This window comes from Streptomyces sp. NPDC094032 (assembly GCF_040303965.1).
GTDB lineage: Bacteria > Actinomycetota > Actinomycetes > Streptomycetales > Streptomycetaceae > Streptomyces.
Window position 1 is genome coordinate 662,332 of record NZ_JBEOUE010000001.1, and the last position, 26,606, is coordinate 688,937.

A 26,606-nucleotide genomic window follows, 5' to 3' on the forward strand; every position below is an offset into this window, starting at 1 on the left:
CCATGTCCCTCGCTCCTTCCGAACGCCTCCCGGCCGGGAACGCCGCCGCCGAAGGCCCCGCCGGCCGACGGCACGCGGAACCCGGCTCCCCACGCCGACGGCCGCGCACCGGCCCCGCCCGCCCCACCGGCCGACGCCGACTGCTGACCCGCGGCTCCATCCCGTACGTCCTGATCATGCCCGCCGTCCTGGGCTTCGCCGTCTTCAAGGCGTACCCCATCGCCGCCTCGTTCTGGATCAGCCTCACCACCGGCAACGGCGACTCCGCGCGCTTCGCCGGGCTCGCCAACTACCGGCGCCTCCTGTCGGATCCGCTCTTCTGGACCGCGCTCAAGAACACCGCGCTGATCCTGGTCGTCCAGGTCCCGCTGATGCTCGGCCTCGCCCTGCTCGTCGCGCTCGGCCTCAACCACTCCAAGGTGTGGCTGCGCCCGCTGTGGCGACTCGGCGTCTTCATCCCGTCCCTGACGGGCCTGGTCGCCACCGGCGTGATGTTCTCCGTGATCCTCAACCGCGACGCGGGTCTCCTGAACTGGGTCCTCTCCCTGTTCGGCATCGACCCCGTCAACTGGCTCGGCAGCTCCTTCTGGGCCCGCATCGGCGTCGTCCTCGTCCTCACCTGGCACTACACCGGCTACAACGCCGTCATGTACCTCGCCGGCCTCCAGGGCGTCCCCAAGGAGCTGTACGAGGCGGCCATGGTCGACGGCGCGGGCCCCGTCCGCCGCTTCCTCTCCATCACCCTTCCCCAGCTGCGGCCGATCCTCCTGCTCACGGTCGTGCTCTCGACCATCGGCACCCTTCAGCTCTTCGACGAGCCGTACGTCCTCACCGGCGGCGGCCCCGACAACGCCACCCTGACGGTCACCATGTACCTCTACGACAACGGCTTCAAGTACTTCGACTTCGGCTACGCCTCAGCCCTCGCCTACGCCCTCGCGCTGATCGTGTCCGTGCTCGGCGTCCTCCAGGTCCGCCTGATGGGAGAACGCCGATGAAGTCCCGCGCCCCCCTGCTCACCGTCCTGCTCGCGGGTGCGTTCGGGCTGTGCGTCGGCCCGTTCTACTGGCTCGCCATGGCCGCCACGCAGAACGACAACGACGTGTTCTCCTGGCCGCCCAAGCTGCTGCCCGGCGGCCACCTCCTGGACAACCTCCAGGGCCTCCAGGACTCCATCGGCCTCACCCGCGTCCTGCTCAACAGCGTCATCGTCGCGGGCCTCCAGACCGTCGGCGCGGTCGCCGTCTCGGTCCTCGCCGGCTACGCGTTCGCGAAGTTCGACTTCCGGGGCCGGAACCTGTTCTTCGTCCTGCTGCTCAGCACGCTGGTCATCCCCGACACGGTGATGCTGATCCCGATCTTCCAGATGATGATGGACCTGGGCCTGATCGACTCGTACCAGTCCGTCATCCTGCCCGGCCTGGTCACCCCCTTCGGCATCTTCCTGATGCGGCAGGCGCTGCGCTCCATGCCCGACGAACTCCTCGACGCGGCCAGGGTCGACGGCGCCGGCGAGCTGCGGGTGCTGTGGCGGATCGTCATCCCGGTCAACCGGCCGGTCATCGCGGCGCTCGCGCTGTTCGTCTTCCTCGGCGGCTGGAACCAGTTCGTCTGGCCGCTGATCGCCCTGCGCAGCCCGGAGATGCACACGCTGCCGGTGGCCACCGCCACCCTCCAGGGCCTCTCGACCACCAACTACGCGCAGGTCCTGCTCGCCGGCGCCATCGCCGCCATCCCCGTGATGGCCCTCTTCCTCGTCCTGCAGCGCCAGTTCATCTCCGGCCTACTGGCCGGGGCGACCAAGGAGTGACCACCGTGACACCCACACCGGCCACGCCCGCCCACGACGTTCCCACGGCGGATACCGCCGCATCGGCTACGCCCGCACACGACGTCCCCACCCCGGCCTGGCGCCCCAACGCCCCCACCGGGAGCCCGTCCGGCACCCCCGGCCACCCCACCACCGCCACCCCCACCCACCGCACACTCCCCACCGACCTCCTCCACCCCACCGGCACCGGCACCCCGCTCCTCATCCACCTCACCGGCCTCGGCAGCGACCGCTGGCAGGCGTCCGCCACCCGGGTCGCCGACGGCGTCGCGCTCGTCGAGGTCACGGCGGCGGAAGCGGTCACCGTCCGTGCCGAATGGCGGGTCCCGTGCGTCGGGGCCACGGCGTACTGGACCCCCGACAGCAAGGCCGACCGCTGGCTCCCGCCCTCCTGGAGCGCCCCCCGCACCGTCTCGCTCGCCCTGGGCGCCCCCGTCGCCAGCCTGATCGGCGCCGACGACAGGGCCCTGTGCACCACGGCGGCGGGCGAGACGGCCGCGCCCGTACGGGTCGGAGCCGGAGTGGTGGAGGAGAGCGGCGAGTTCGCCTTCACCGTCGAGCAGGACCTCACCCCGGACGGCCCCCCGCTGCGCGTACGGATCGACCTCAGCGGCCGCCACTTCGCCGCCACCCTCCGCGCCGTCACCGACTGGTGGGCCGAGGGCACCGACCACCCCGGCGTCGCCCCCGCCGCGCGGATGCCCGCGTACTCGACCTGGTACAGCCTCCACCAGAACGTCGACGCCGCCACCGTCGAACGCCAGGCGGCCCTGGCGGCGGCGGTCGGCTGCGAGAGCATCATCGTCGACGACGGCTGGCAGACCTCCGACCGTAACCGCGGCTACGGACACTGCGGCGACTGGGACATCAACCCGAAGGCCTTCCCCGAACCCGCCGCCCACGTCGCCGAGGTGCACCGCCTCGGTCTTGCCTACCTCCTCTGGTACGCGCTGCCGTTCATCGGCCGCCACAACGAGGCCTGGGACCGCTTCAAGGACCTGATCCTCCGCGACGAACCCCGTCTCGACGCGGCCGTGCCCGACCCCCGCCACCCGGAGGTCCGCGCCTACCTGATCGACAAGGTCGCCCGCGCCGTCGAGGAGTGGGGCATGGACGGCGTGAAGCTGGACTTCATCGACCGCTTCGCCGTCCCCGAACCCCCGCCCGCACCCGCCGGCGCCGACCACGCCACCGTCCACGAGGGGGTACGCGCGCTCCTCGCCGACCTCGACGCCCGGCTGCGCCGCACCCGACCCGACGTGATCGTCGAGCACCGCCAGCCGTACGTCAGCCCCGGCCTCTGGCCGTACGCCACCATGGTCCGCGCCACCGACTGCCCGCTGAGTCCCGCCGAGAACCGCCAGCGCACCGTCGACTGCCGGCTCGTCGCGGGTCCGCTCGCCGTCCACGCGGACATGATCATGTGGCACTCCGCCGAGACCCCGGAGTCGGTGGCCGTCCATCTCGTCAACGCGTTGTTCTCGGTCCCGCAGATCTCCGTCGACCTCGCCGCCCAGACCCCGGACCAGCTCGCCACCCTGCGCTTCTGGCTCGGCGTCTTCCGCCGCTACGCCGACGTCCTGCAACGCGGCACCCTGGAACCCGCGCGCCCCGACCTCGGCTACCCCCTGGTCCGCGCCGGCGACCATCACACGACCGTGGTCGCACGCTACGGGCCGCTGCCCATCGAGCTCCCGGCCGGGCTCCCGGACGGGGGCGGGGCGGACGGCCCGCGTACCCTCCTGGTCGCCAACGCGGACAGCGACCCCGTGGTGCTCCTCACGGCCACGAGGCCGGAACGGGCCCTCGCCCTCGTCCAGGACTGCCGTGGTGAGATCCTGTCCGAGACCACGCTCGACCTCGTCGTCGGGGTGAACCCGGTGACCGTGCCGACCGGCGGACTGCTCACCCTGACCCGCGAGGCCTGAACGACGGTGGCCCGGGGGCGGCCGCGCGCCGCCCACCGGGCCACCGGCCACCCTGCCCCCACAGAGGAACGATGACCGCTCAACAGGTGACCATCGAGGACGTCGCACGCACGGCGGGAGTCTCCCGCCAGACCGTCTCGAACGCCCTCAACGCCCCCCACCGGCTGCGCGCGACCACACTCGCCCGGGTCACCGCCGCCATCGAGGAGCTCGGCTACCAGCCCGACCAGTCCGCCCGCAGCCTGCGCACCGGCACCCGCAAGGTCATCGGCTACCCGGCACCCGCCGACAACCCGGCCGACCCCAACCCCCTCATGGGCGGCTTCCTCCAGGCCCTCGTCAGCGCCGCCGACGCCGTCGGCCACCGCGTCCTCCTCTTCCGCTGCGACCCCCAGCAGGGCGCCGGCGCCGTCGCCAAGTCCTTCAACGGACTGATCGCCGCCCGCCAGGTCGACGGCTTCGTCCTCTCCGACGTCGTCCACGACGACCCCCGGGTCGACGTGCTGACCGAGGCCGGATTCCCGTTCGTCGCCTTCGGCCGTACGGCCCCGGGCCGCCCCCAGAACTGGGTGGACATCGACTCCGCCGCGGCCATGGCGGACCTCGTGGGCCTCCTGCTCGGACAGGGCCACCGCAGGATCTGTTACGTCAACTCCGCGGCGTCCCTGCCCTGGCTGGCCGACCGCAGGGCCGGCCTGCTCCAGGCCGCGTCCGCCGCCCCCGACGGAGCCTTCGAGGTGGGCGTCCCCGACGACGACCCGGCCGCCCTCTCCCACGCGCTCCAGCGCCTCCTGGTCGGCCCCGACCGTCCCACGGCCCTGGTCTGCGCGAGCGACTGGCTGGCCCTGACCGCGTACCAGGCGGTCCGCGCGGCCGGCCTCACCGTCGGCACCGACGTCGCCGTCACGGGCTTCAACGACATGCCGCTCTGCACCCTGCTCCAGCCCACCCTCACCAGCGTCCGGCTGCCCCTGCCGGCCATCGCGCAGGCCCTCCTCGACCGCCTGATCAGCACCGTCGAGAACCGCGAAGCCGCCCCCGGGGAGGGGCTGCTGCTCCCGGCGGAACGGGTGGTGCGCGGCAGCACGCCGGGCCGGTAGGCCACGTACGCGAAGGATCGGGAGCGCTACCCGAGCGCCGCGCGGGCGCGGTTGAGGTAGTCCCGGAAGGCGGCGCGCTCGCGGGCGGTGAAGCCCTTCAGCATCGCGTCCTCCAACTCCTGTACGGCCAGGGCGTGGAGGGCCAGCAGGGCGCGCCCCTCCTCGGTGAGATAGATGAGGTGGCGGCGCCTGCTCGTCGGATCGGGAGTCCGGTCGATGAGGCCGCGCCGCTCCAGCGCGCCGACCAGGTCGGACATCGACTGGGGCGTGACGAAGGAGTTGCGGGCGAGCTCGGCCGCGGACATGCCGTCCCGGCGTTCGAGCACGGTCAGGGCCGTGTACTGCAGGGCGGTGACGCCCGAGGGCTTGAGCAGTTCGTCGAGCCGGGCGCGGGTGACCAGTTCGACCTGCTTCACCGAGTACAGGAACGACGGCGGAGCGACGTCCTTCACATGACCTCCCCTTCATCAGGAATCCTGTCGAAAATTCTAGCCCACCCCCCTTGCTCGACGGCGGCTTGCCCTCCGATACTCAGGATTCCTGATGATTGAGGAGCCTTCCTTGAGCACGCTTTCCATTGACCGGCACGACGGAGTGGCCGTCCTGACGCTCTGCCGTCCGGCCAAGCGCAACGCCCTCGACGACGCCACGGTGCTCCGCATCGAGGAGTTCTTCCGCACGCCGGGCCCCGAGGTGCGGGCCGTCGTCCTGGACGCCGAGGGCGAGCACTTCTCGGCCGGGCTCGACCTCGGCGAACTGACCGAGCGGTCCACCGAGGAGGCCCTGGAGCACTCGCTCATGTGGCACCGCGTCTTCGACACGATCGAGGGCGGGCGGGTCCCCGTGGTGGCCGCGCTGAAGGGCGCGGTCATCGGCGGCGGCCTGGAGCTGGCGGCCGCCGCGCACATCCGCGTGGCCGATCCGTCCACGTTCTACGCCCTGCCGGAAGGCCGGCGCGGCCTCTTCGTCGGCGGGGGCGGCTCGGTCCGCGTCCCGCGCCTGATCGGCGGGCACCGGATGGCGGACATGATGCTCACCGGCCGCGTCCTCGACGCCGCCGAGGGCCAGGCCGTGGGCCTCTCGCACTACCTGACCGACGAGGGCGGGGCCCGCGCCAAGGCCCTGGAACTCGCCGCCCGGATCGCGTCCAACGCACCGCTGACCAACTTCGCCGTCCTCCAGGCGCTCCCCAGGATCACCGAGGCCTCACCCGCCGGCGGGCTCCTGCTCGAATCCCTCATGTCGGCCGTAGCGGCCGGCAGCGGCGACGCCCAGGCCCGGATGCGGGCGTTCCTGGAGGGCCGCGCGCCGAAGGTCGCCGCGGCGAAGGCGGACCCCGCCCCCGCCGCCCAGGTCACCCCCGGAAAGGCCGCCCGATGAGCAGCGAGATCCTCAGCACCCCCGCCCCCACGGTCCGGGAGGACTCGGAGATCGGCCGCTACCTCGGCTGGCTGGAGTCGGAGCGACAGCTGAGCTTCCCCGACTACGACAGCCTCTGGCAGTGGTCCGTCACGGACCTGGACGGCTTCTGGTCGTCGGTCTGGGAGTTCTTCGGCGTCCGCGCGCACACCCCGCCCACGGCGACCCTGGGCCGCAGGTCCATGCCGGACACCGAGTGGTTCCCGGGAGCGACCCTCAACTACGCCGAGCACGCGCTCGGGCGGTCCGGCTCCACCGCCGCCGACGACTCGGACGCCGTCGCGGTCGTCGCCCACTCCCAGACCCGGGCCCCGATCGAGCTGACCTTCGGCGAGCTCCGCGACCAGGTCGCGCGGGCCCGCGCGGGCCTCCTCCGCCTCGGCGTCCGCAAGGGCGACCGGGTCGTCGCGTACCTGCCGAACATCCCCGAGACGCTGGTGGCCTTCCTCGCCACCGCGAGCATCGGCGCCGTCTGGGCCTCCTGCGCACCGGAGTTCGGCTCCCGCAGCGTGGTCGACCGCTTCGCCCAGCTCGAACCGAAGGTGCTGCTGACCGTCGCCGGCTACCGCTACGGGGAGCGGGACATCGACCGCCGTACCGAGGTGGCGGAGATCGCCGCCCGGCTCCCGACCGTCGAACGGATCGTCCACGTCCCGTACGGGAGCAACACCCTCCCCGAGGCCCTGCGCTGGACGGAACTGCTCGCCACCGAGGCCACGGGACAGGCGGAGCAGCCGGAACTCGCCTTCGAACCCGTCCCCTTCGACCACCCCCTCTTCGTCCTCTTCTCCTCCGGCACCACCGGCATCCCCAAGGCGATCGTCCACCGCCACGGCGGCATCCTCCTGGAGCACCTGAAGAACAACGCGCTCAGCTGGGATCTCAAGCCGGGCGACCGGATGCTCTGGTTCAGCACGACCGCCTGGATGCTGTGGAACACCCTGGTGTCCGCCCTGCTCGTCCGCGCGTCCATCGTCATGATCGACGGCAACCCGGTCCACCCCGACCTGCGGGAGCAGTGGCGGATCGCGGCCGACACCGGGGCGACGCTGATGGGCGTGAGCCCCGGCTATCTGATGGCCTGCCGCAAGGCCGGGATCGAGCCGGCCGAGGAGTTCGACCTCTCGCGCCTGCGACAGCTCGGCGCGGCGGGCAGCCCGCTCGCCACGGAGGGTTTCCGCTGGGTGGCCGAGCAGTTCGGGGACCGGGTGCTCCTCAACGTCGGCTGCGGAGGCACCGACGTGTGCACCGGCATCCTCCAGGGCAGCCCCCTTCAGTCCGTGCGCGCAGGCGAGATCTCCGGCCCCTGCCTGGGCGTCGCCGCCTACGCGTACGACAGCGAGGGCGAGCGGGTCGTCGGTGAACTGGGCGAGCTGGTGATCACCGAGCCGATGCCGTCGATGCCCGTCGGCTTCTGGGGCGACACGGACGGCTCCCGCTACCGGGCCGCGTACTTCGAGGAGTACCCGGGCGTGTGGCGGCACGGCGACTGGGTGCGCTTCTCGCCCGAGGGCCACTGCGTCGTCGCGGGCCGCTCCGACGCCACCCTCAACCGCGGCGGGGTCCGGCTCGGCACGGCCGAGTTCTACGCGGTCGTCGAGGACCTGCCCGAGGTCGACGACAGCCTCGTCGTCCACATCGAGGACCCCGAGGGCGGCAACGGGGAACTCCTGCTCTTCATCGCGGGACCGGAGGAGCTGGACGACACCCTGCGCGCCCGCATCGCCCGCGCCCTGCGCACGGCGCTGTCGCCACGGCACGTCCCGGACCTCGTCGAGCGGGTGCCCGCCGTCCCACGCAACCGCACCGGCAAGAAGCTGGAGGTCCCGGTCAAACGCATCCTCCTCGGCGCACACCCGGATTCCGTGGCCAGCACCGACGTCCTGGCCGACCCGAACTCCCTGGCCCCCTTCGTCACGTTCGCCGCAGGACGATCGGCCGGCACCGCCCAGGGGAGCCCCGCATGAAGGTCGCCGTAGTCGGCACTGGCGTCATCGGCGCCTCCTGGACCAGGCTCTTCCTCTCGTACGGTCACGAGGTCGTCGCGACCGACCCCGCACCCGGCGCGGAGGCACGCCTCCGCGCGGCGGTCACGGCCGACCAGGACCGCCTGTCCTTCACCCCCGACCTCGCCGAGGCTGTCGCGGACGCCGGCTTCGTCCAGGAGAACGGCCCCGAGCGCCCCGAGCTGAAGGACGAGGTCTTCGCCGTACTCGACGCCGCCGCCCCGCCCGGCACCGTCCTGGCGAGCAGCTCCTCGGGGCTGTTGCCGTCACGCATCCAGCAGGCCTGCGCGGCCCACCCCGAACGGGTCCTCGTGGGGCACCCGTTCAACCCGCCCCACCTCATCCCGCTGGTCGAGGTGGTGCCGGGGGAGCGCACGGCCGAGGCGGCCGTCGACACGGCCATGGCCTTCTACCGCACCCTCGGACGCCACCCGATCCGACTGCGCCAGGAGCTCCCCGGCCATGTCGCGAACCGGCTCCAGGCGGCGCTGTGGCGGGAGGCGTACTCCCTGGTCGAGCGCGGCGCGGCGAGCGTCGCGGACATCGACGCGGCCATCGCCCACGGCCCCGGACTGCGCTGGGCGCTGCTCGGCCCCTTCCTCAACCAGCACCTCTCCGGCGGCCCCGGCGGGATCGCCCACGTCCTGGAGCACCTGGGCCCGCCCATGGAGGAGTGGTGGGCCGACCTGGGCGCACCGCGCCTGACGCCCGAACTGACCCACGCGATCACCCAGGGCGTGGCCGACGAACTGACCGGAACCCCGGAGGAAGCCCTAGTCGCCGAACGCGACACCCTCCTCCGCCTCCTCCTCGACGCCAAGAACCGGACCGAGCACCTGTGAGCGTCCCCATGATTCCCGCCGACCGGATCGATCACCTGTGAGCGCCCTCATGATTCCCGCCAACCGGACCGAGCACCTGTGAGCACCCCCATGAATCCCGCCGACCTGACCGCGATCGACTTCCACGTCCACGTCGAGCAGGACGCCCACGGCCACCTCGCCCTCGACGCCGAGCTGATGGACGCCTCGGCGGCGTACTTCAAGGCCGGCCAGGACCGCACCCCGACCGTCGAGGCCATCGCCGCCCACTATCGCGAGCGCCGGATGGCCGCCGTGATCTTCACGGTGGACGCGACCACGGGCCTGGGCCACCCGGCCCTGTCCAGCGAGGAGATCGCCCGGGCGGCGGCCGCCCACCCGGACGTCCTCATCCCGTTCGGCTCGGTCGACCCGCACCGCCCGGACGCCGTCGCCCGGGCCCGCTCGCTCGTCCTCGACCACGGCGTCCGCGGCTTCAAGTTCCACCCGAGCCTCCAGGCGTTCGCCCCGAACGCCCCCGAGCACTACCCCCTCTACGAGGCGCTCCAGGAACTGGACGTCCCCGCCCTCTTCCACACCGGCCAGACCGGCATCGGCGCGGGCCTGCCCGGCGGCCGGGGCATCAAGCTGCGCTACTCGGACCCGATGCTCCTGGACGACGTCGCCGCCGACTTCCCCGGCCTGACGATCGTCCTGGCCCACCCGTCGGTGCCCTGGCAGGACGAGGCGATCTCCATCGCCACCCACAAGGCCAACGTGTACATCGACCTGTCCGGCTGGTCCCCGAAGTACTTCCCGCCGCAGCTGGTCAAGGCGGCGGGCTCCTTTCTCCGGCACAAGGTCCTCTTCGGCTCGGACTTCCCGGTCGTCACCCCCGACCGCTGGCTGTCCGACTTCGAGACGCTCGCCCTCAAGGAGGAGGTGCGCCCGCTCATCCTGAAGGAGAACGCCCGCCGGGTCCTCGGCCTCTGAGTCCCTCACCCGCGGAGCGCGCCGGCCGCCGCCGCTCAGCCCAGCCGCTGGCGTACGCCGGTGTCGGCGGCGGTACGAATGGCGTCGAGGAGCCGGTGGGTGCCGGCGGCGGCGCCGAAGTCGGTCGTGACCGGGCCTCCCGTGCGGATGGCGTGCGCGAGCTCCGCGTACACCTCGGCGACGTTCGCGACGGGGACCGGCGCGTCCGGGAGGAGGCGGCGGTCGGGCACCGGCAGCCGCACGGGCGCGCCGGTGCCCTCGGACGCGTACAGGGTGAACTCGGGTCCCACCAGGGAGTCGTCGGAGGCGCTCAGTACGAGCCGCCCGGCGCGACCGTGCACCTCGACGCGGAATCCGGCGCCCGCCGGGCCGCCGGTCATGAAGTGCGCCGAGGCCGCGGCGCCGGATTCCAGGAGCCCGCCGACCACGATCTGATCGGGCGAGGTCACGGCGAGCGGCTCCCCGGTCTCCTGGACGGTGACGCTGGTGATGCGGGTCGCCAGGGTCGCCGACACGTCGCTGAAGTCCCCGACGACCGAGCGGAACATGTCGAGGGAGTGGCCGGCGACGACGGCCAGGTGGTTGACGCCCTTGGTCGCGTCGAACAGCGCCGCGTAACGCTGCGACCAGACCTCGGGGGAGTTGAGGGAGTAGGTGAGCGAGGCGGACAGCACCTCGCCGATCCGCCCCTCCGCGATCACCGAGCGCATGAGCAGGACAGCGGGGTGATGACGGCTCTGCAGCCCGACCGCGTGCCGCACCCCGGCCGCTTCGGCCCGCGCCCGGAACCCGTCCGCGGAGCCGGCCGTCAGGGCGAGCGGCCACTCGCAGTAGACGTGCTTGCCCGCCGCTATCGCCGCGTCCACGAGCCCGTCCCGGCGCGGAAGCTGTACGGCGATGACGACGAGGTCGACGTCGGGGTGGGCCATCAGTGCGTACGGGTCGTCGAAGGCGTGCTCCGCGCCCCAGATGTCCGCCGCGTCCCGGGCCGACTCCCGACTGGTCCCGGCGACGGCGGTGACGGTGTAGTCGGGCAGCGCGGACAGGGCGGGCAGGTGCACCGCCCGTCCCCAGCCACGCGAGGCGTGCGCGCCGACGATGCCGACCTTGATGGTGTCTGCCACGTTGCTACTTCCCTAGGAGAGTGCTGAAGCCGAACCGAAGAACAGAAGAAACGACACGTACCGTTTCCCTCCCTCAGACTCTGATCCCCCCTCACCCCTCCTGTCAATACGACACGTATCGTTTCCTGTTAAGCTGCCACCATGCTCCCGTCCCCCAGCGAACCCAGCGAGCTCAGCCAACCCGGCCAACCCACCCCGCAGCGCCGCAGCGAGAAGAGCCACCGGGCGATCCTGGACGCGGCCATGGAGCTGTGCGTCGAGCACGGCTACGGCAAGGTCACCGTCGAGGCCATCGCCTCCCGGGCGGGCGTGAGCAAGAAGACGATCTACCGGTGGTGGCCGACCAAGGGCGCCGTCCTCCTAGAAGCCGTCATCGAACTGGCCGGTACGACCACCGGGTTCCCCGACACAGGCGACATCGCGGAGGACCTCCACACCCAGATGACGGCCGTCCTCGACAACGTCATGACGGGCCCGCATGCCACCGTCTACGCCGGCATCATCGCCGAGACCCAGCACGACGCGACCCTCGCCGACGCCCTCCGCACCCAACTGCTCGACCCACGCATCGCCGCCGCCCGCGCCCGCCTGCTCCAGGCCCGCGAACACGGCCACCTCGCCCCGGGCACGGACCTCACGATGCTCGTGGACCTCCTGTACGGCCCCCTGTACTACCGGCTCCTTCTACACCTGGCCCCGTACTCCCACGCCCGCGTGCGCACACACATCGACCACGTGCTCCGGATCTTCGCCCCGACTCCCGCGTCTCCGTAGCCGCGCCGCACCCCACCCGGTCGGCGCCAGGGAACCGTGGGACGGTTGGGCGGCGTCGTCCTCGGAGAGGGGCTCGCGGTGGCGGTGTTCGCCGCACCCCCTGGCATGGTCATGTAAGTGGAGGAGGGGGAGAGGTACGTTGACGGATCCGCGCCCATGGGAACTCGGGACCGGGCCGCTGCCGAAGCGCTCGCGCTGGACGCTGTCTTGCCAGTACTACCTCCAGTGGCTCTACATCCCGCTGGGGCTGGCCGTCGCGTTCGTCGGCAGTGTCTTCAGCCTGAGCGGCGGTTTCGGCGGCTCGGCCCCGCAGGGCGCGGGAGCGAAAGGACTGCCGAAGGATCCGTACGGCGGCGACAGCCTGTTTCTGAACAGGCGCCAGTACCTCCTGGAGCTCCGGGGGAGCACGGAGGAGTGGACAGGCCGCGCCGACATCGGGCTGCGCCGGGCGATCACCCGGCAGCCCCAGGGCCCCGTCACCCTGGGCGCCGAGATCTACCGGGGCATCGGCCTGGGCGGCCTGGAGGCCCTGGCGGAGCCACTGGGCTGGCGCGTCGACCGGTCCCGGACCCGATGGGAGCCCGGCCACGTAGCCCTCCTCGTACCCCGCGCCCCCGCCGTAACCCCTGAGTCGCTGTTCCCGCTGACCTGATCAAGCCGGCGGGACCGCCGACAGCATCAGGTTCCTGCTGCTCGACGCCGCGCACCGCATCTGGCCGGACACGACTCGGTGCTGGACGCATGGGGCGAGGACCTGCACCTGATGCGACCTCAGCGGGGATAGGAGGGAGCGCCTAGCCGCCACGACTCTCGCCGCAGGCCCTACGCGAAGTCCGGGACCAGCACGCTGACGGGCTGTCGAGGGGCCCGGGGGATACCGAGCCGTTCCCGGGCCCGGTGCACGGCCGCCAGCTGGTGGGCGGCCGGCAGGCCCCAGTCGAACAGCTCCAGTGCCTGTTCCGGGGAGGCCAGCACACGGATGTACGGGTGCCCCGTGACCGGGTCCGGCCGCGACGGGCCGATGTGGGTCAGGGCGGCGGCGTAACGGACGCGGGCGATCGGCCGGTCCGGATCGGTGAGGTGCCCCAGGAAGACCGGCTCGCCGAACCGGGCCGCGGCCTCCTCGTCCGCCTCCCGGCGCAGGGTGGCCACCCAGTCACCGCCGTCGTGGGGCTCGGGAGTCCCCCCGGGGAGACAAGCGGCACCGGTGCCGGGGTCCAGGAGCACCAGCACGCGACCGACGGCGTCGAACAGCCACCCCCAAGACTGCCGGACCGTGAGGTGGGCCGGGGCGGGGCCGGCGTGGAACGGGAAACGGTGTTCGGCTCGGGCGGTACGCAGGATCCCGGCCCGGTCCAGGACACCCGGGGCGATCGGCAGCCCGTCCTCCAACAGGACCACGCCACCGCCGTCCACCCGCGCCCGCAGCGCGGAAAGCGCGCGACGGGCGTCGCGCGGCGCGAGAAGGCTAGGCAGCCGGGCAGGTTCGACGAACTCGATCGACGTGATCTCCTGCCCGGGGAGCCGGATCCCCGCGATCCGGCCCTCGTCCCAGGTGATCGACCGGGACAAGCCGCCGTCCGGACGCCCGGCCGGTACTCGCCTCCAGGAGAACTACCCCACCCGGGTCCCGTACACCTTGAACTCCCAGAGCGAATAGCCGTACGACGTGGCCCGCTTGGTGCCGTACACGCGGACGTAGCGGGCGGTGCCGGAGACCGGCAGGTCGTCGGTGGCGCCGTTGCCGGTCGTGGTGGTGTGGAGGTCGGTCCAGGTCGTGCCGTCCAGGGAGCCCTGGACGCGGTAGGCGCTCGCGTGGGCCGCCTCCCAGTCGAGCCGGACGCGTGAGAGGGCGGCGGGGGCGCCGAGGTCGACGCGGAGCCACTGCGGGTCGCTGCCTTCGGCGGAGGCCCAGCGGGTGGTGCCCGACCCGTCGACGGCCTTGCCGGGCGCGAGGCCGGCCGCCTCGGTGGACGAGGCCGTGGCGGGGCGGCCCTGCGAGAGCAGAGACTCCGGCGCGGAGCCGCCGCCGGTGAGCTGGTACGCGCGCAGGTTCTTCAGGAGCAGGTACGTGTCACGCAGCGACCCGGAAGTGTCGCCGAGCGACCGGTAGATGCCCCACTTGGGCCGGACCCGGTCGGCGAGGAAGGTGTCGACACCCGTCTTGGTGGCGTCCACGACGGTGCTGCCGCCGCTCTTCACCACCCAGCGCACCGAACCGGCCGTCCCGTCGCCGATCTTGATCTCGTACTCGATGTCGATCCACTTGTCCTGCAACGGCTCCAGGTCGGTCCGCCCCACCAGGATGTCGCCATCGAAGATCTTGTGCTCGATGGTCTGCACCCCGCCGACCCGGCGCAGCGAGGTCACCGTGATCGGCGAGGTCCCGTTGCCCGGCTGCTTGGTCTGCATGATGTGGGTGAAGGTCGAGGTGGCCTTCAGCGAGCTCGGGATGTACATCGAGTACGTGACACGCCAGGTCTCACCGGACCGCCACTCCAGGTAGCCGGAGGGCGAGGTCCGGTTGCCGGTGACCTCCTGGCGCTGCCGGTCGGAGTACGAGTCGCGGTCCACCATGTGCATGTCGAACCGGTACGCGTCTCCGGCGACCTTGATGTGGGGCGCGCCCCCGGGATGCGAGCCCGCGCGGTCGTCCTCGACCGTCTCGAACGCGCCCAGGCCGTCGGAGGCGACGTCCGGCGCCCACTTCAGCGTCCAGGCGGCGGCCGCGTGGGCGGCGGGCGAGGGAGAGACCGGACCGAGCAGGGCCAGGGCGAGCGCCGTCAGGGCCCCGACGGCGACCGGGATGGTGCGTCGGCGTGTCATGTACCGCCTCCAGAGGTGGGGTTGGGGCTGATGCCGATGACGCGCGCCATAGTGCCCGCCCCCTGGTCGTCAGTAAAGGTTCCTGACAGTTCTCCCCCCGGATGTACGTACCCGCCGCCGCCCTCAGGCCGGGCGCGGGATGTAGGCCAGGCCGTGGGCGCCGGGCTCGGCGCGTTTGGCGACCGGCAGCCGGGCCAGGCTCCGCAGCGACTCCAGGTCGATGACGTCGACGGTGGACGAGACGACGCAGGCCACATAGGCGAGCCGCCCGTCGGGCGACGAGGTGACGGTCAACGGGAAGCGCCCCACCTCGACCTGCCCCAGCCGTTCGCGGGTGTCGGCCGAGAACACCGTGAGACGCCCCGGCGCGTGGCCACCGAGTGCCGACCCCGGGTCGGGTTCCGTACGCAGTTCGCCCGCGAGCAGCTTGCCCGTCGAGGTCAGATGCACCGGCAGCACGATGTTCCCCGTGGGCAGAAAGTCGACGACGGACGCCGTCCGGGCATCGATGACCCGAATCCCGGCCGCCGGCCGCCGATCGTCGTCGCCGGCGGCGAAGGAACCGGCGTACGGCGAGGCGACGAAGACGTACCTCCCGTCGCCCGCGACCGCGAGCCCCTCGCTGCCCGGCACCTCCACCTTCGCGGTCAGCGCACCCCGTTCGAGGTCGACGACCGAGACGAACGGCGCCTCCTTGTTGGCGGCGTAGCCCGTCGTCCCCGCCGGATCGATGGCGAACCAGTGCGGACCGGGCGCGCCCGTGTCGATCCGGCCGATCGGCCGACGGCTCCCGGTGTCGATCACGACCACACCGCCGGACCGCTCCGCCGAGCCCTCCACGCTCACGTAGAGGCGACCACGCGAAGCGTCCAGGGCCAGCCCGTGCGGGCCGTGCTCGGGGGCGAGGTCGACGACCTCGACGACGCGACGCGTGTCGGGGTCGATGACGGTCAGCTCGGTACGCCGCCCGCTGTTCGCGTGGTAGTAGCCCGAGTGGTACGCCGTGGTGCACCACAACAGGCGCCGCGTCGGGTCGAAACACAACTCGTGCGGCTCGGCCGGGACCTCGACCGCACCGATGAACCGGTCGGATGCGGCGTCGAAGAAGGACACGGTCGGGCCGCTCTGGCTGATCACGGCCAGCACATCGCCTTCTCGGCCGACGCGGGGAGACTGCTGCACAGACGACTCCTGTGAGGAAGGGTGAAGGAAAGGGAGATGTCACGCGGCTTCGCGGACACCCCCACTCTCGGCCGAGAACGACGTCCGCATCAATGCAAGAATTGACACCCAATCATTGCCTCAGACGCAACAACGCAGCTCAGGAGTATGGATGGACCTCAACCTGCTGCGCGCCCTGGACGCCCTGCTCCAGGAGAACAGCGTGACCCGCGCCGCCGAACGCCTCGGCACGTCCCCCGCGGCGACCAGCCGCACCCTGGCCCGGCTCCGCCGCACCGTCGGCGACCCCCTGCTGGTCCGCGCGGGCCAGGGGATGGTCCCGACCCCGCGCGCCCTGGAACTCCGCGAGGAGGTCGCCGTGTTGCTGCGCGGTTGCGACAACGTCCTGCGGCCGGGGGCCGGCTTCGACGCCGTGCACCTCCAGCGCGCCTTCACGGTCCAGGCCACCGACCTGCTCCTCGCCGGACTGGCCGGGACCTTGAGCGACCGCATCCACGCCGAGGCGCCGCACGTGGACGTGGTCTTCCTCCCGGAGGCACTGGAGGGCGGACCCGCCCTGCGACAGGGCGGGGTGGACGTCGAACTCGGCGTCCTCGGCCACCTGGACCCGGAAATCCTGACCAGGCCGCTCACCCGGGTGCCCCTGGTCGGCGTAGCCCGCAGCGGTCACCCCCTCTTCGACGCGCGGATCGACGCCCGCCGTTTCGCCGCCGCCGACCACATCGGCATCTCCCGCCTCGGCAAACGCCGCGGCCCCATCGACAGCGCGCTGGCGGACCTGGGACTCCGGCGCAGGGTCGCGGTGGTCGTCCCCAGCCACACGAGCGCGATGATGCTCGCGGCCAACACCGACCTGGTCGCCCTCACCCTGGCCGACTGGCTCCCCGACACCACCACGGCACTGGGCCTGCGCACCTTCCCCCTCCCCCTGGACCTGCCACCCCTGGACCTCGCCATGGCCTGGCACCCCCGCAACGCCGCCGACCCGGCCCACCGCTGGTTCCGCGCCCACGTGGCAGCCGCGGTCCTGCCCGGGCCGAGGCCCGCCGTCGACTAGCGCGAGGCGTCCTCCGCCACGGCCCGCTCCGCAGGCCGCGCCTTGACGAGGCTGCATGCCCCGTCGGCGCACTCGCGTCGCAGCCGGCCACGGGAGACGGTCTGCGCCAGCCCGACCGCCCAGCAGGTGGGGCACCCCCGGAAGGCGATCAGGGCCAGCGGCGCCGCGAGCAGGGCGACCGGGCCGACGACGGGCACGGCGGCGATGGACCCGACGATCAGCCCGAACCCGATGGCGCCGCGTGCCAGGTGACGGGGGAGAGACGCACTGGCGAAGCTCTTCACGATCGTTCCCCTTCGACTGATCGGCCGATGCCTGGATCGGCGGTTGGTCCGGCGGTTGGTCCGGCGGTTGGTCCGGCGGTTGGTTCGGCGGTTGGTTCGGCGGTTGGTCCGGCAGTGGGTTCGGCAGCGGGCCCGGTGGCGGGCCCGCCACCGGGCCCGGCGGCCTCTCCCGCGCCTTGATGGGTCGCCTCCAGCGCGTCACGCAACGCCGTACGCGCCCTGTGCAGCCGCGACTTCATGGCGGCGGTGCTCAGACCGAGCGACCGGGCCACGGTCTTGCCGGGCAGTCCCTGGACGTCACGCATGACCAGGACCTGCCGCTGGTCACGGGGAAGAGCGCTGACCGCGGCCGCGATCCGCTCGGCCTCCAGCCCGCGCAGCACCGCCTCCTCGGCGGACGGCTCCGCGCACCCGTCGGACTCGCCCGGCCGCTCGTCGCGCCGAGCGGCGAGAAGCAGCCGCACCTGCCGGAGGCATTCGTTCCGCACGATCCGGAACATCCATGAGGCAAGGGCTCCGGTGGCCCGCAAGGTGCCGATCTTCCGGTAGAGGATGATCAGCGCCTCCTGCGCCGCGTCCTCCGCGTCCTGAGGGGAGGCGCACAACGACAGGGCGAACCTGCGCACATGCGGCTGCGATCTCACGACGACGGTGGTGAGCGAGGCCACGTCGCCGTCCTGAGCGGCCCTGACGAGCCGCTCGTCCGGCCAGTTGGAGCGATGGTTCACGAACTACTCACCTTCACGAGTCGTTCCACGTACAGGCGCTGGTCAGTGGCGGCTCTTGTAGCGCCGCATCAGGTGCCAGCTGCACGCGCCCACGAGCAGGATCGCAACCAGTACGAGACCAGTGACCATCATGGAAGTTCCTCCCGGTTCCGCCGGCCCGTCCGGCCGGTACACCGACAAGAGTCGGCAAGCCCGGAAAAGGATTCAGCGAGGGCGTACGGCGGTGATCACGTAGTAGTCGAGAAGGCCTTGCTCCCACGCGTACAGGAAGTTCCTCGGCCAGGTGCCGGGCTTCCACTGGGCGGACAGCCAGTGGTCCCAGCCGGGCCAGACGGAGGGACCGATGGACTCGCAGCGGACGTCGGCCATGCCGGACCGGACCAGGGCGTCGGTCAGTTCGGCCGGCGGCCGGGCGATGTCCAGCCCGTCCGCGAAGGTGTCGAGCAACTCGGCCAGCCGAGGGGCGGCGCCGGGATCGGGCGCGAAGAAGCTGGTCACGGCGGTCCGTCCGCCGGGCCGCAGCACCCGTGCGGTCTCCGCGGCGAAGAGCCCGAGGTCGTCGAAGTGCTGGGCGGCCTCCACGCTGTAGACGCAGTCGAACTCGGCGTCCTCGAACGGCATCCGCTCGGCCGCCCCGCGCACCAGCCGCAGCCGCCCGGCGCCGGCCCCCTCCAGGAGGCCCGCGTTGGCCCGGCGGGCCCGGTCCAGCTGCTGGGGATGGATGTCCATGCCGGTGACCAGGTCGGGACCGTACTCCTCCAGGGCCAGCGCGCAGCCGAGGCCCAGCCCGCACCCGACCTCCAGCACCCGGGCGCCGCTGAGGGGGCCCGAGGTGTCGAGCACCCGCCGGTAGAGATCCTGCTGCGTGCGGATCCTGTCCTCCACGGTGGGCGGACCGTCGAGATCCTCGGGCCGCCAGTAGCCGAAGTTGATGAACCCACCGGCGAACACGGGAACCGCGCTCAGATCGGCGGGACCGTACGTCTCCTGAACAGTTGCCCGCATGCCCTCGGGCCGGTCTTCCTGAGTCATGAGCACACCTCCGAGCTCAGTGTGTCCAGTCGGTGACGTTCTGTCGATGTCGTCGTGTCGGAGGGCTGGACCTGATGGCTGAAAAGTGGCTGAGTAGAAGCAGCCTCGCCGCCACGGACGAGGCCCGTTCGTACCGGCATCACGTGACGGCAGGGGGACTTCGCGCCATGAGTGACGGTAGAGAAAGGCCGGACGCGCCCGGCGAGCACACGCCAAGCACACCTCACGCAAGCACGCCGGCCAGAGGCGGTGGCGTCACGGACCCGACCCCGGCTCAGGACGGCATCATCGTCCAGGGCGGACGCACGGCACCCGACACCCACGAATCGGCGCGCGCGATCGGTCCGAAGCAGGACGACCCGCGTGCGATCGGCCCCAAGCAAGACGACCCCCGGGCGATCGGCCCGAAACAAGACGACCCCCGGACGCTCGGCCAGGGCATCATCGTCCAGGGCGGGCGTACGGGGCATCCGGAGCGGGATCCGGACAACAAGACGCGGCAGAGACGCGCCAAGAAGAAAATGAAGACCATGGCGCTGGTCATCGGCGGCGTCATGGTGCTCGCGGTGGGCGGGGCGCTCCTGGGCCGGCAGCTCGGTCACGACCCCGACGCCACCCTGCCGAGGGCGGCGGCGACGCCCACCGCTTCACCGTCGGCCGGTCACACGCCCGACCCCACCCGGACCGCCCCGCCCACTCAAGCGGCCCCACCACCCCCCGTCACCTCCGCCCCGCCCACCGCCACCAGCACCAGCAGCCCGTCACCGACCCGCCCAACGCCCCCGCCGCGCTCGAAGCCGCCGACAGAACCGACACCGTCGAGCCCGCCGCCCGTGCAAGCCGCCGCACCGGTGCTGTCGCTCCGTCCGACCGACGTCCAGGAGTACTGCGCGAACGGCGAGTGGCCCAACGCCCTGGAGGTCCGCAACAGCGGCGGCGGCAACCTGAACTGGTCAATCGGCCAGTTGCCTCCCGGAATCACCGTCAACCAGACGGCCGGATCCCTCCCCGCTGGCAGCGTGCAGGAGATCAAGCTGGGCGGACGGGCAGAGCACCCGCCGGCGAGCGGCCGGTTCACGCTCTCGTTCGCCAGCAGCGGCGGGAGCGGTCAGGTGACAGTCAACTGCGCATGAGGTGTGCGGCGAGCCGCTGTCGGGTAGCAGGCTGAGGTCCAGCCGGGGACGGGGGAGGTCCAGTTGTCACCCACAGACAAGCCCACCGCCGCCAAGCCGTTCAGGAGACTCCTGGAGACAGGGGAGATCGTCCTGGCGCCGGGAGCACCCGACGCGCTCACCGCGCGACTCGTGGAGGCCGCGGGCTTCCCCGCGGTGTACATGACGGGTTTCGGCGCGACCGCCAGCCGCCTCGGCATGCCGGACATCGGCCTGCTCAGCCAGACCGAGATGACGGAGCACGCCCGGAACATGACGCGGGCGGTGTCGATCCCCGTCATCGCGGACGCCGACACCGGCTACGGCGGACCGAGCAACATCGACCGCACGGTACGCGAATACCTGCAAGCAGGCGTCGCGGCGATCCACCTTGAGGACCAGGCCATGCCCAAGCGCTGCGGCCAGACGAGCGGCGTACGCCTGGTGGACGCGACCAGCGGCGTCAAGCGCCTCAAGTGCGCCGTACAAGCGCGCGGATCGGCCGACCTGCTGGTCATCGGCCGCACCGACGCGCTGCCCGTGGCGGGCGTCGCGGAGGCGGTCAGGCGGGCCCGGCTGTACCGGGACGCGGGCGCCGACCTGGTCTTCGTCGACGGAGTCAAGAGGATCAAGGACCTGGAGGCGGTGGCGGCGGCGGTCGAGGGCCCGAAGGTGGTGTCGATCGTGGACGGCAACGAGACGGCCGCCCTGACGGCCAAGGACCTCCAGGACCTGGGCTTCTCGCTGGCGCTCTACGCGGTGACCGCCCTCTTCACCGCCACCCGCGCCGTCGCAGACGCCCTCGCCCACCTCAGGGCGGCCGGCACCCCGGAGGGCGGGCCGCCGCAGCACACGTACGAGGAGTTCTCCCGCATCGTCGGCACGGACGTCCACCAGGACCTCGACGACCGCTTCGGCGACTAGACACCCCACCTGCCGCCGCTCAGCACCGACGCCCGGCGCGCAACTCCAGCCGCTCACCCCCGAAGCGCGCGCGGAAGTGACGGTCGTGCGAGACCACGACGACGGCCCCCGGATACGCCATGAGCGCGTCCTGGAGGTCCTCGGCCAGGTCGAGGGTGACGTGGTTGGTCGGCTCGTCGAGGATCAGGAGGTCGGCCGCCCGGGTCACCAGGCGGGCGAGCTGAAGCCTCCGCTGCTGGCCCGCCGACAGGGCGGCGACCGGGACGCGCAGGTCCTCCTCGCGGAACAGGCCCAGGGCCAGCAGCCGTTCGGCGTACTCGTCCGGCAGACCGGGCCGCCCGGCGGCGAACGCGCGGAGCAGCGGGAGGTGCGGGGCGTGGGCGGGCAGCTCCTGCGCGAGGTAGCCGATCCGAGCGGGACGGCGCGCGGTACCGCTGTCCGGTTCGAGATCGCCCGCCAGGACACGCAGGAGCGTCGTCTTGCCCGCACCGTTCTCGCCGCTGACCAGCAGCCGCTGCCCGGGCGCGATCGAGAGCACCCCGTCCAGGCGCAACCGCTCGCCGACCCGTACGCCGTCGAGCTCGGCGAGCGGCCCCTCACCGGGGCCACCGGCCGCGCCGAACGCCGCCGTGAAGCGCAACGGCGGCGTGGGCTCCGCCACCGGACGGCGCCGCAGCTCGGTCAGCCGCTCCCGGGCCGAGCGCACCTGCCCGCCCAGCTTGGCCTCACTGGAGCGGCGGTGCTTGCCGAACCCCTGCTTGGGGTCGCGGCCGGTGGAGACGAGCCGTCTCGTCGCACCTTCGAGCAACTCCTCGATACGGGCGACCTCCTCGTTCCACTCCACGTACCGCAACTCAGCGCGACGCCGGGCGGCCGCCTTCGCGCCCCGGTACCCGGCCCAGCCGTCGCCGTACCGGTACACCGTGCGCGCCTCTCGGTCGACCTCAAGAATCGTGGTGGCGACGCGTTCGAGGAAGGCGCGATCGTGGGTGACGGCGACGACGGTGCCACGGTGGGCGCGCAGGTGCTCCTCCAGCCAGTGGACGGCCGCCGCGTCGAGATGGTTGGTCGGTTCGTCGAGGAGCAGCAGCTCAGGGGCGGCGGCCAGAACGCAGGCGAGCGCGAGCCGCGACTGCTCGCCCCCGGAGAGCGAACCGAGCGCCCGGTCGCGGGAGATCCCGGCGAGCCCCAGTCCGTGCAGGGCGGCATCGACCCGGACGTCCGCCTCGTACCCGCCCCGCTCCTCGTAGGCGATCAACAGCTCCCCGTACGCGGTGAGTTCGTCCTCGGTGGCCCCGCCCAGGCACTCCTCCGCAGAGCGCAGCCGGCGCTCCATGTCGCGCAGGTCGCGGAGGGCGAGATCGACGGCGTCCCGCACGGTGCGGTCGGGGGTGAGGTCGAGCATCTGCGGAAGGTGGCCGGTGCCGCCGGGGAATTGGACGGTGACCTGCCCGGCATCGGGCGTCTCGGCGGAGGCAAGCAACCGCAGCAGGGTGGACTTGCCGGACCCGTTCTCGCCGATCACGGCGGCCTTCTCGCCCGGCCGGACGGCGAAGGAGACCTGATCGAGCACGGTCCGGGTGCCGTAGACCTTGGTGACGTTGTTGACGGCGAGCTGAGCCACGGAGGCGGGGGTGGGAGAGCCACTGGGTACGGGCGTGTGAGCGTGATGGCGCATAGGACTTTCCTGGCGTACGAAGGGTCGACGGGCAGCGCGAACGGCGACAGCGGCCGTGCCCGGACTCAGACGAAGAAGAGGAAAGCCATGCCCCCACCGTAGCAAGACGAACCGTCTCGCCTCGAATGAGATTGCAGGCGCTCAAGCGCTCGTGGAATCGGGCGATCGGGCGGACGGTCGATGGTCGGACGGACGATCGACGGTCGGGCGATCAGCCCACGTGCCCGAGGCGCACCCCACCCCGCTCGTGCAGCCGCCTGAAGAACCCCAGCACCCCCGCGGACCCGCCGGCCCACGTGGCACTCGGCCGGGCGAGCCCGGTGTCCGGGAACACGGGCCGGGACCAGGTGCCGCCGCTGCGCCCCAGGATGAGGAGGGCGACGGCCTCGGCCGCCTCCCAGAACTCCTCGGAATCGGAAGTGGAATCGGACGTGGTCGCGACGTCCAGCATCAGTTCACCCACCCCCGCCAGCCCACAGCACTGTGTGACCAGCGGCATCCGAGGTGCCAGTGCGCCGCAGGCGCGTGCGGCCCGCTGAGCGAGATCGAGATAGCCGGGCTCATCGAGGAGCAGGCCGGCCCGGACGAGTACGGTCCCGATCCCGGCCAGCCCCCGGCACCAGGAGCCGTAACGGCGTGTCGCCCCGGGCGCGGCGGACGCCGCGATGATGTCCGGCGTCACGGCGGCCAGGCGGGCGGCGGCCTTCTCGGACCGGCCGATCGCGTCCGGGTCCCCGGTCGCGGCACCGTACTCAAGCAGGAAGAGGACGATGCCCGCTTCGCCATGAGCCATGCCTTCGCGGAGCGCGGCACTGCCGGCCGTGTCCGCACCGGCCGGGGTGAGCCGGGCGGTGCCGGACGCGAGCATCCGGTCGCAGTCGGCGGCGATGCCGAGATGCCGCTCCGCGGCAAGCGGGCGACCGGACCGGAGGGCATGCCGGGCGAGCAACAGCCGCCCGAGCCCGATCCCGGAGACGCCCGCGATCAGGTCGGCCTCAGGAGGCCCACCATCCGGCGCGCACTCCGGCAGAACGGGGTACCGGACCCCAGGCTCGAGATCGCCCGAACCCCCACTCCCACCCCCACCCTCACTCCCACCCCCCAACCCCGCCTGAGCGAGGAAGAGTTCAACACCGGTGCGTCCCGTGTAGAACCCGGCGGGCAGGTTCCTGGACTGCTCCGCCGTCCAATCCGCCAGCGCGGCGACGGCGGACCGCACTCCGGGCCGGTGAAGATGGCGGAGCAGCTCAAGCCCGAGCCCCGAGCTGCCACCGTAGACGTCGATCGAGGTGGGGACGTTCAACTGCGCGGCCCGCACGGGATCCACGATCGCCTGCGCCTCGCCGACGCAGAAGGCGGTCGTATGCTCGACGATCTCTTCCAGAAGGCCGCTGTCGATCCGAGGATGCCCGGGCCGGCGGACGGACGATGCGGCCGTCCCGGTACGCAGACGGTCGGCGGCGGCGGTCCGTACGGCCGGGTCGAAGCTGAGCAGGCCGGTGATCGACTCCCGGACGTCACGGTGGGCGCGCCCGGGCAGCGCCCATGCCAGGCAGGCCAGGGTACGGTCCCGATTGACCCGGTGGTCGGTGTCGACGATCACCGGATCCATGCCGGTGGCGGCGAAGTAGAGGGTCGCGCCGAGGGCGTAGTAGTCGTCGGCGGGGGAGGCCGGCCCGCTCGCGCGCAGAACGGGCTCGCCGTATCCGGGGGTGGCCCCTCCGGGTCCGACGCCGTGGCATTCGCTGATGCCGAAGTCGATGACGTGACAGTGGCCGGGCCCGGAGTCGTCGAGCACGACGTTGTCGGGCTTGAGATCCCGGACGACGACACCGCGGCTGTGAACGGCGTCCAAGACGGACAGAAGCCGGGAGGCGAGACGGAAGAGGACGCTCGCGTGCCGGGCGCCATCACCCCGATAGGGACCGCGGCTCAGCACTTCCCTCCGCAGGTCCCGTCCGCCGCAGTCGGTCATCACGAGGTACTCGTCTGACGGGTGGGCGAAGTAGTCGAGAACGCGGGGTACACCCACGACCCCGTCGAGCGCGGTGAGGACCGTACGCTCGTTGCGCAGCCGATGGCGGGCGTCCGTACCGGACTCGTCCTCGCCGACGAAGGCCCGCGCCTGCTTGACGACCACGGGCCGCCCGTGCGCGCGGTCGACGGCACGATAGACATTGCCACTGGCCGCACGGGTGATGCCGCCGGTGACCTCGTAGCGCCCGCCGCCGAACCCGCTCCTGGACGGCCCGTCACCCCGTCCGGAACCGGACGCGAAGGGATCCTCGGCCCAGGGAGGACACCGGTACCGGCCGACGGCGAGGCCGTCGAAGACGGAGCCGTCCGGCCCGGTCATGACGGATTCGAGCCGCCCGCTCCGCCCGGTCCGGTAGTCGCCGGTGAAGGGCCCGTAACGGTAGTAGACCGGGGCCCCGGGAGCGACCCGCCGATCGCTGACGATCCGCGGGCCTTCCCGGTCACGCAGTGCGGCGGCGAGTTCCCGTCCGACCTGGACCACGGCGTCGGCCGAGGGGTAGACGGTGATCGCCTTCCCGACGGCCCCGGCGCCCACCACCCCGGAGTTGAGACGGCGCAGCGTCTCCGGGTCACGGGCGAACTTCGCGTGACAGACGTGCCGAGCCAGCACCGGCAGTACGAGCCGGGTGACGGCGTCGAGGTCGCCGGGACGCGCCGAGATGTGCAGCTTCCAGCCGTGTTCCATCGCCGGCATGCGCGGATCGTTCAGATACGACCACGTGTCATCGGCCCCACCAATGCGGCCGGTGATGGAAACGGCGGGCATCGTTAGGAGTTCAGGTCACACGCGAAACGCGTGGTGGCGGTCACCCACGGGTCGGCGAGACACGCCGAGTACTCGCGGTCACTGCGGTCGTCGTCCTCGAACGAGATCGCCTCGTCGTCGATTTCAATCAGTTCCTGCACGGCTACGGGCATGTGAGGCCTCCATGTCTGGTCGTGCGCTGAGGAGCAGGAAATGGCCGACACGGATCGGTGGACCCGCTGGGCCAAGGACTCGCTGGACAAAGGTAAGGAGGGGCGAACCCGCTGACAAGAGGGCAGATGACACCCGCCAAGGCCGGTCGCGCACCACCCACGAGACCCCAGACACAGACCAAAAACACTTCGCAAACCAAAACCCAAGCGAACCGAAACCACCCACCCCCACCCCCTCGCCCCGGCACCGCAACCCGCCGCCACAGGACCGCAGACCCACCGCCGCACAGCTCCCCACACCGCCACCAACCAAAGCCGCCGCCGAAACAAGCGCCCGGTACCCATCACCGTCCGACAGCCGCGCCCACCCCGACAACCACAGGAAGTCCATGCGGAGGACCCCCATCCACACAGCGCCCGTCACCACCCGTGTCAGCGTCCCGCAGCACAGAATCGCCACCTGGCCGACCATCGCGTTCGCGATCACCGACCTCCCAGGCACAGGCCCGCGCACCCAGACCGTCACCGTCACCCACCTCTACAGGCGACAGAGAAGACGTGGCCCGAGCCCGCTCGCCGACGGGTGACAGGCCTTTCACGAGCACAGACCTCACGGAGGGGAGGACTGGCATGAGATGGGAGTGCTGATCCACGAACCGAGGCGAGCTGGCGCCGGCGGAGGCGTCCGAGATGGTCCCAGGCGGGCCGCCCATGAGGCCGTGTTCTCCCGAAGTACGCCTCGCGTTTGGCGTGCTCGGCCAGTGACCGGTAGGTCCTGGCCACCGATGGGGTTGCGCCCCCTTGCGCTTGCCGG

At 72.1% G+C, this 26,606-nt stretch carries 23 protein-coding genes and 2 pseudogenes; 13 read left to right on the forward strand and 12 right to left on the reverse strand.

The features are described from left to right. Nucleotides 1-2 precede the first annotated feature (2 nt). From ABTZ54_RS02635 to ABTZ54_RS02650, 4 genes are all read left to right on the forward strand, one after another. Nucleotides 3-998: a carbohydrate ABC transporter permease gene (locus ABTZ54_RS02635; RefSeq protein ID WP_351656232.1), complete on the forward strand. Its 996-nt coding sequence runs from the start codon at nucleotides 3-5 to the stop codon at nucleotides 996-998. Next, the gene (locus ABTZ54_RS02640; protein ID WP_351656236.1) at nucleotides 995-1,810 is read left to right on the forward strand and encodes a carbohydrate ABC transporter permease; all 816 of its coding nucleotides are present in this window, start codon (nucleotides 995-997) and stop codon (nucleotides 1,808-1,810) included. Before ABTZ54_RS02635 ends, ABTZ54_RS02640 begins: the two co-directional genes overlap by 4 nt. Nucleotides 1,811-1,815: 5 nt before the next feature. Further along, nucleotides 1,816-3,759 (forward strand): glycoside hydrolase family 36 protein, encoded by a 1,944-nt coding sequence (locus ABTZ54_RS02645; protein WP_351656239.1) that lies wholly within the window; start codon nucleotides 1,816-1,818, stop codon nucleotides 3,757-3,759. 71 nt (nucleotides 3,760-3,830) lie between these two features. Beyond that, the gene (locus ABTZ54_RS02650; protein WP_351656242.1) at nucleotides 3,831-4,859 is read left to right on the forward strand and encodes a LacI family DNA-binding transcriptional regulator; all 1,029 of its coding nucleotides are present in this window, start codon (nucleotides 3,831-3,833) and stop codon (nucleotides 4,857-4,859) included. A 26-nt stretch (nucleotides 4,860-4,885) separates the two neighbouring features. Here ABTZ54_RS02650 and ABTZ54_RS02655 read toward each other — a convergent pair whose 3' ends face one another. Further along, the gene (locus ABTZ54_RS02655; RefSeq protein WP_351656246.1) at nucleotides 4,886-5,311 is read right to left on the reverse strand and encodes a MarR family winged helix-turn-helix transcriptional regulator; all 426 of its coding nucleotides are present in this window, start codon (nucleotides 5,309-5,311) and stop codon (nucleotides 4,886-4,888) included. A 109-nt stretch (nucleotides 5,312-5,420) separates the two neighbouring features. Between ABTZ54_RS02655 and ABTZ54_RS02660 the strand changes: the two genes are divergently transcribed. From ABTZ54_RS02660 to ABTZ54_RS02675, 4 genes are all read left to right on the forward strand, one after another. Continuing rightward, nucleotides 5,421-6,239 carry a crotonase/enoyl-CoA hydratase family protein gene (locus ABTZ54_RS02660; protein ID WP_351656249.1) on the forward strand — a complete coding sequence of 273 codons (819 nt, stop codon included), beginning with the start codon at nucleotides 5,421-5,423 and terminating at the stop codon, nucleotides 6,237-6,239. Then, nucleotides 6,236-8,245 carry an acetoacetate--CoA ligase gene (locus ABTZ54_RS02665; RefSeq protein WP_351656252.1) on the forward strand — a complete coding sequence of 670 codons (2,010 nt, stop codon included), beginning with the start codon at nucleotides 6,236-6,238 and terminating at the stop codon, nucleotides 8,243-8,245. The genes ABTZ54_RS02660 and ABTZ54_RS02665 overlap by 4 nt, the downstream gene beginning before the upstream one ends. Then, nucleotides 8,242-9,126: a 3-hydroxyacyl-CoA dehydrogenase NAD-binding domain-containing protein gene (locus tag ABTZ54_RS02670; RefSeq protein WP_351656254.1), complete on the forward strand. Its 885-nt coding sequence runs from the start codon at nucleotides 8,242-8,244 to the stop codon at nucleotides 9,124-9,126. The genes ABTZ54_RS02665 and ABTZ54_RS02670 overlap by 4 nt, the downstream gene beginning before the upstream one ends. A 90-nt stretch (nucleotides 9,127-9,216) precedes the next feature. Further along, on the forward strand, nucleotides 9,217-10,077 hold the full coding sequence (locus ABTZ54_RS02675; RefSeq protein ID WP_351656257.1) for an amidohydrolase family protein: 861 nt from the start codon (nucleotides 9,217-9,219) through the stop codon (nucleotides 10,075-10,077). 35 nt (nucleotides 10,078-10,112) lie between these two features. On the opposite strand, the gene ABTZ54_RS02680 is transcribed toward ABTZ54_RS02675, so the two are convergent. Continuing rightward, nucleotides 10,113-11,201, reverse strand: a complete 1,089-nt coding sequence (locus tag ABTZ54_RS02680) for a Gfo/Idh/MocA family protein (RefSeq protein ID WP_351656260.1) — start codon at nucleotides 11,199-11,201, stop codon at nucleotides 10,113-10,115. A gap of 141 nt (nucleotides 11,202-11,342) precedes the next feature. On the opposite strand from ABTZ54_RS02680, the gene ABTZ54_RS02685 reads away from it, so the two are divergent. Both ABTZ54_RS02685 and ABTZ54_RS02690 read left to right on the forward strand, forming a co-directional pair. Then, nucleotides 11,343-11,975: a TetR/AcrR family transcriptional regulator gene (locus tag ABTZ54_RS02685; protein WP_351656263.1), complete on the forward strand. Its 633-nt coding sequence runs from the start codon at nucleotides 11,343-11,345 to the stop codon at nucleotides 11,973-11,975. A gap of 139 nt (nucleotides 11,976-12,114) precedes the next feature. Then, nucleotides 12,115-12,627: a hypothetical protein gene (locus ABTZ54_RS02690; RefSeq protein WP_351656266.1), complete on the forward strand. Its 513-nt coding sequence runs from the start codon at nucleotides 12,115-12,117 to the stop codon at nucleotides 12,625-12,627. Nucleotides 12,628-12,797: 170 nt separating this feature from the next. On the opposite strand, the gene ABTZ54_RS02695 is transcribed toward ABTZ54_RS02690, so the two are convergent. The 4 genes and pseudogenes from ABTZ54_RS02695 to ABTZ54_RS02710 all read right to left on the reverse strand — a co-directional run bounded on the left by ABTZ54_RS02695 (nucleotide 12,798) and on the right by ABTZ54_RS02710 (nucleotide 15,983). After that, a complete protein-coding gene (locus ABTZ54_RS02695; protein WP_351656268.1) occupies nucleotides 12,798-13,547 on the reverse strand; it encodes an NUDIX hydrolase in 750 nt (249 codons plus the stop codon). A 42-nt stretch (nucleotides 13,548-13,589) separates the two neighbouring features. After that, nucleotides 13,590-14,036, reverse strand: a complete 447-nt coding sequence (locus ABTZ54_RS02700; RefSeq protein WP_351656456.1) for a discoidin domain-containing protein — start codon at nucleotides 14,034-14,036, stop codon at nucleotides 13,590-13,592. Next, nucleotides 14,010-14,801: pseudogene (locus tag ABTZ54_RS02705) on the reverse strand (Tat pathway signal sequence domain protein); the annotation flags it as partial. The gene ABTZ54_RS02700 and the pseudogene ABTZ54_RS02705, both read right to left, overlap by 27 nt. A 123-nt stretch (nucleotides 14,802-14,924) precedes the next feature. Beyond that, nucleotides 14,925-15,983: a YncE family protein gene (locus ABTZ54_RS02710; protein WP_351656272.1), complete on the reverse strand. Its 1,059-nt coding sequence runs from the start codon at nucleotides 15,981-15,983 to the stop codon at nucleotides 14,925-14,927. A 151-nt stretch (nucleotides 15,984-16,134) separates the two neighbouring features. On the opposite strand from ABTZ54_RS02710, the gene ABTZ54_RS02715 reads away from it, so the two are divergent. Beyond that, nucleotides 16,135-17,040 (forward strand): LysR family transcriptional regulator, encoded by a 906-nt coding sequence (locus tag ABTZ54_RS02715; protein ID WP_351656274.1) that lies wholly within the window; start codon nucleotides 16,135-16,137, stop codon nucleotides 17,038-17,040. Here the strand turns inward: ABTZ54_RS02715 and ABTZ54_RS02720 are convergent. The 3 genes and pseudogenes from ABTZ54_RS02720 to ABTZ54_RS02735 form a co-directional block, all read right to left on the reverse strand. Then, a complete protein-coding gene (locus ABTZ54_RS02720; RefSeq protein ID WP_351656459.1) occupies nucleotides 17,037-17,345 on the reverse strand; it encodes a hypothetical protein in 309 nt (102 codons plus the stop codon). The two genes, ABTZ54_RS02715 and ABTZ54_RS02720, sit on opposite strands and share 4 nt — an antisense overlap. A gap of 122 nt (nucleotides 17,346-17,467) precedes the next feature. Beyond that, nucleotides 17,468-18,052, reverse strand: a pseudogene (locus tag ABTZ54_RS02730) (RNA polymerase sigma factor); the annotation flags it as partial. A gap of 204 nt (nucleotides 18,053-18,256) precedes the next feature. Further along, the gene (locus ABTZ54_RS02735) at nucleotides 18,257-19,084 is read right to left on the reverse strand and encodes a class I SAM-dependent methyltransferase (protein WP_351656277.1); all 828 of its coding nucleotides are present in this window, start codon (nucleotides 19,082-19,084) and stop codon (nucleotides 18,257-18,259) included. Between the two features lie 74 nt (nucleotides 19,085-19,158). Between ABTZ54_RS02735 and ABTZ54_RS02740 the strand changes: the two genes are divergently transcribed. Both ABTZ54_RS02740 and ABTZ54_RS02745 read left to right on the forward strand, forming a co-directional pair. Continuing rightward, a complete protein-coding gene (locus ABTZ54_RS02740; RefSeq protein ID WP_351656280.1) occupies nucleotides 19,159-20,217 on the forward strand; it encodes a hypothetical protein in 1,059 nt (352 codons plus the stop codon). A gap of 63 nt (nucleotides 20,218-20,280) precedes the next feature. Continuing rightward, entirely contained in the window at nucleotides 20,281-21,159 is an 879-nt protein-coding gene (locus ABTZ54_RS02745) for an isocitrate lyase/PEP mutase family protein (RefSeq protein ID WP_351656283.1), read from the forward strand. Nucleotides 21,160-21,178: 19 nt separating this feature from the next. Here ABTZ54_RS02745 and abc-f read toward each other — a convergent pair whose 3' ends face one another. From abc-f to ABTZ54_RS02760, 3 genes are all read right to left on the reverse strand, one after another. Then, the gene (gene abc-f, locus ABTZ54_RS02750) at nucleotides 21,179-22,837 is read right to left on the reverse strand and encodes a ribosomal protection-like ABC-F family protein (protein WP_351656286.1); all 1,659 of its coding nucleotides are present in this window, start codon (nucleotides 22,835-22,837) and stop codon (nucleotides 21,179-21,181) included. A gap of 211 nt (nucleotides 22,838-23,048) precedes the next feature. Then, complete coding sequence (gene lanL, locus ABTZ54_RS02755; RefSeq protein WP_351656289.1) at nucleotides 23,049-25,640, reverse strand: class IV lanthionine synthetase LanL; 2,592 nt, start codon at nucleotides 25,638-25,640, stop codon at nucleotides 23,049-23,051. Between the two features lie 2 nt (nucleotides 25,641-25,642). Beyond that, nucleotides 25,643-25,792 (reverse strand): SflA family class IV lanthipeptide, encoded by a 150-nt coding sequence (locus ABTZ54_RS02760; protein ID WP_351656292.1) that lies wholly within the window; start codon nucleotides 25,790-25,792, stop codon nucleotides 25,643-25,645. Nucleotides 25,793-26,606 lie beyond the last annotated feature (814 nt).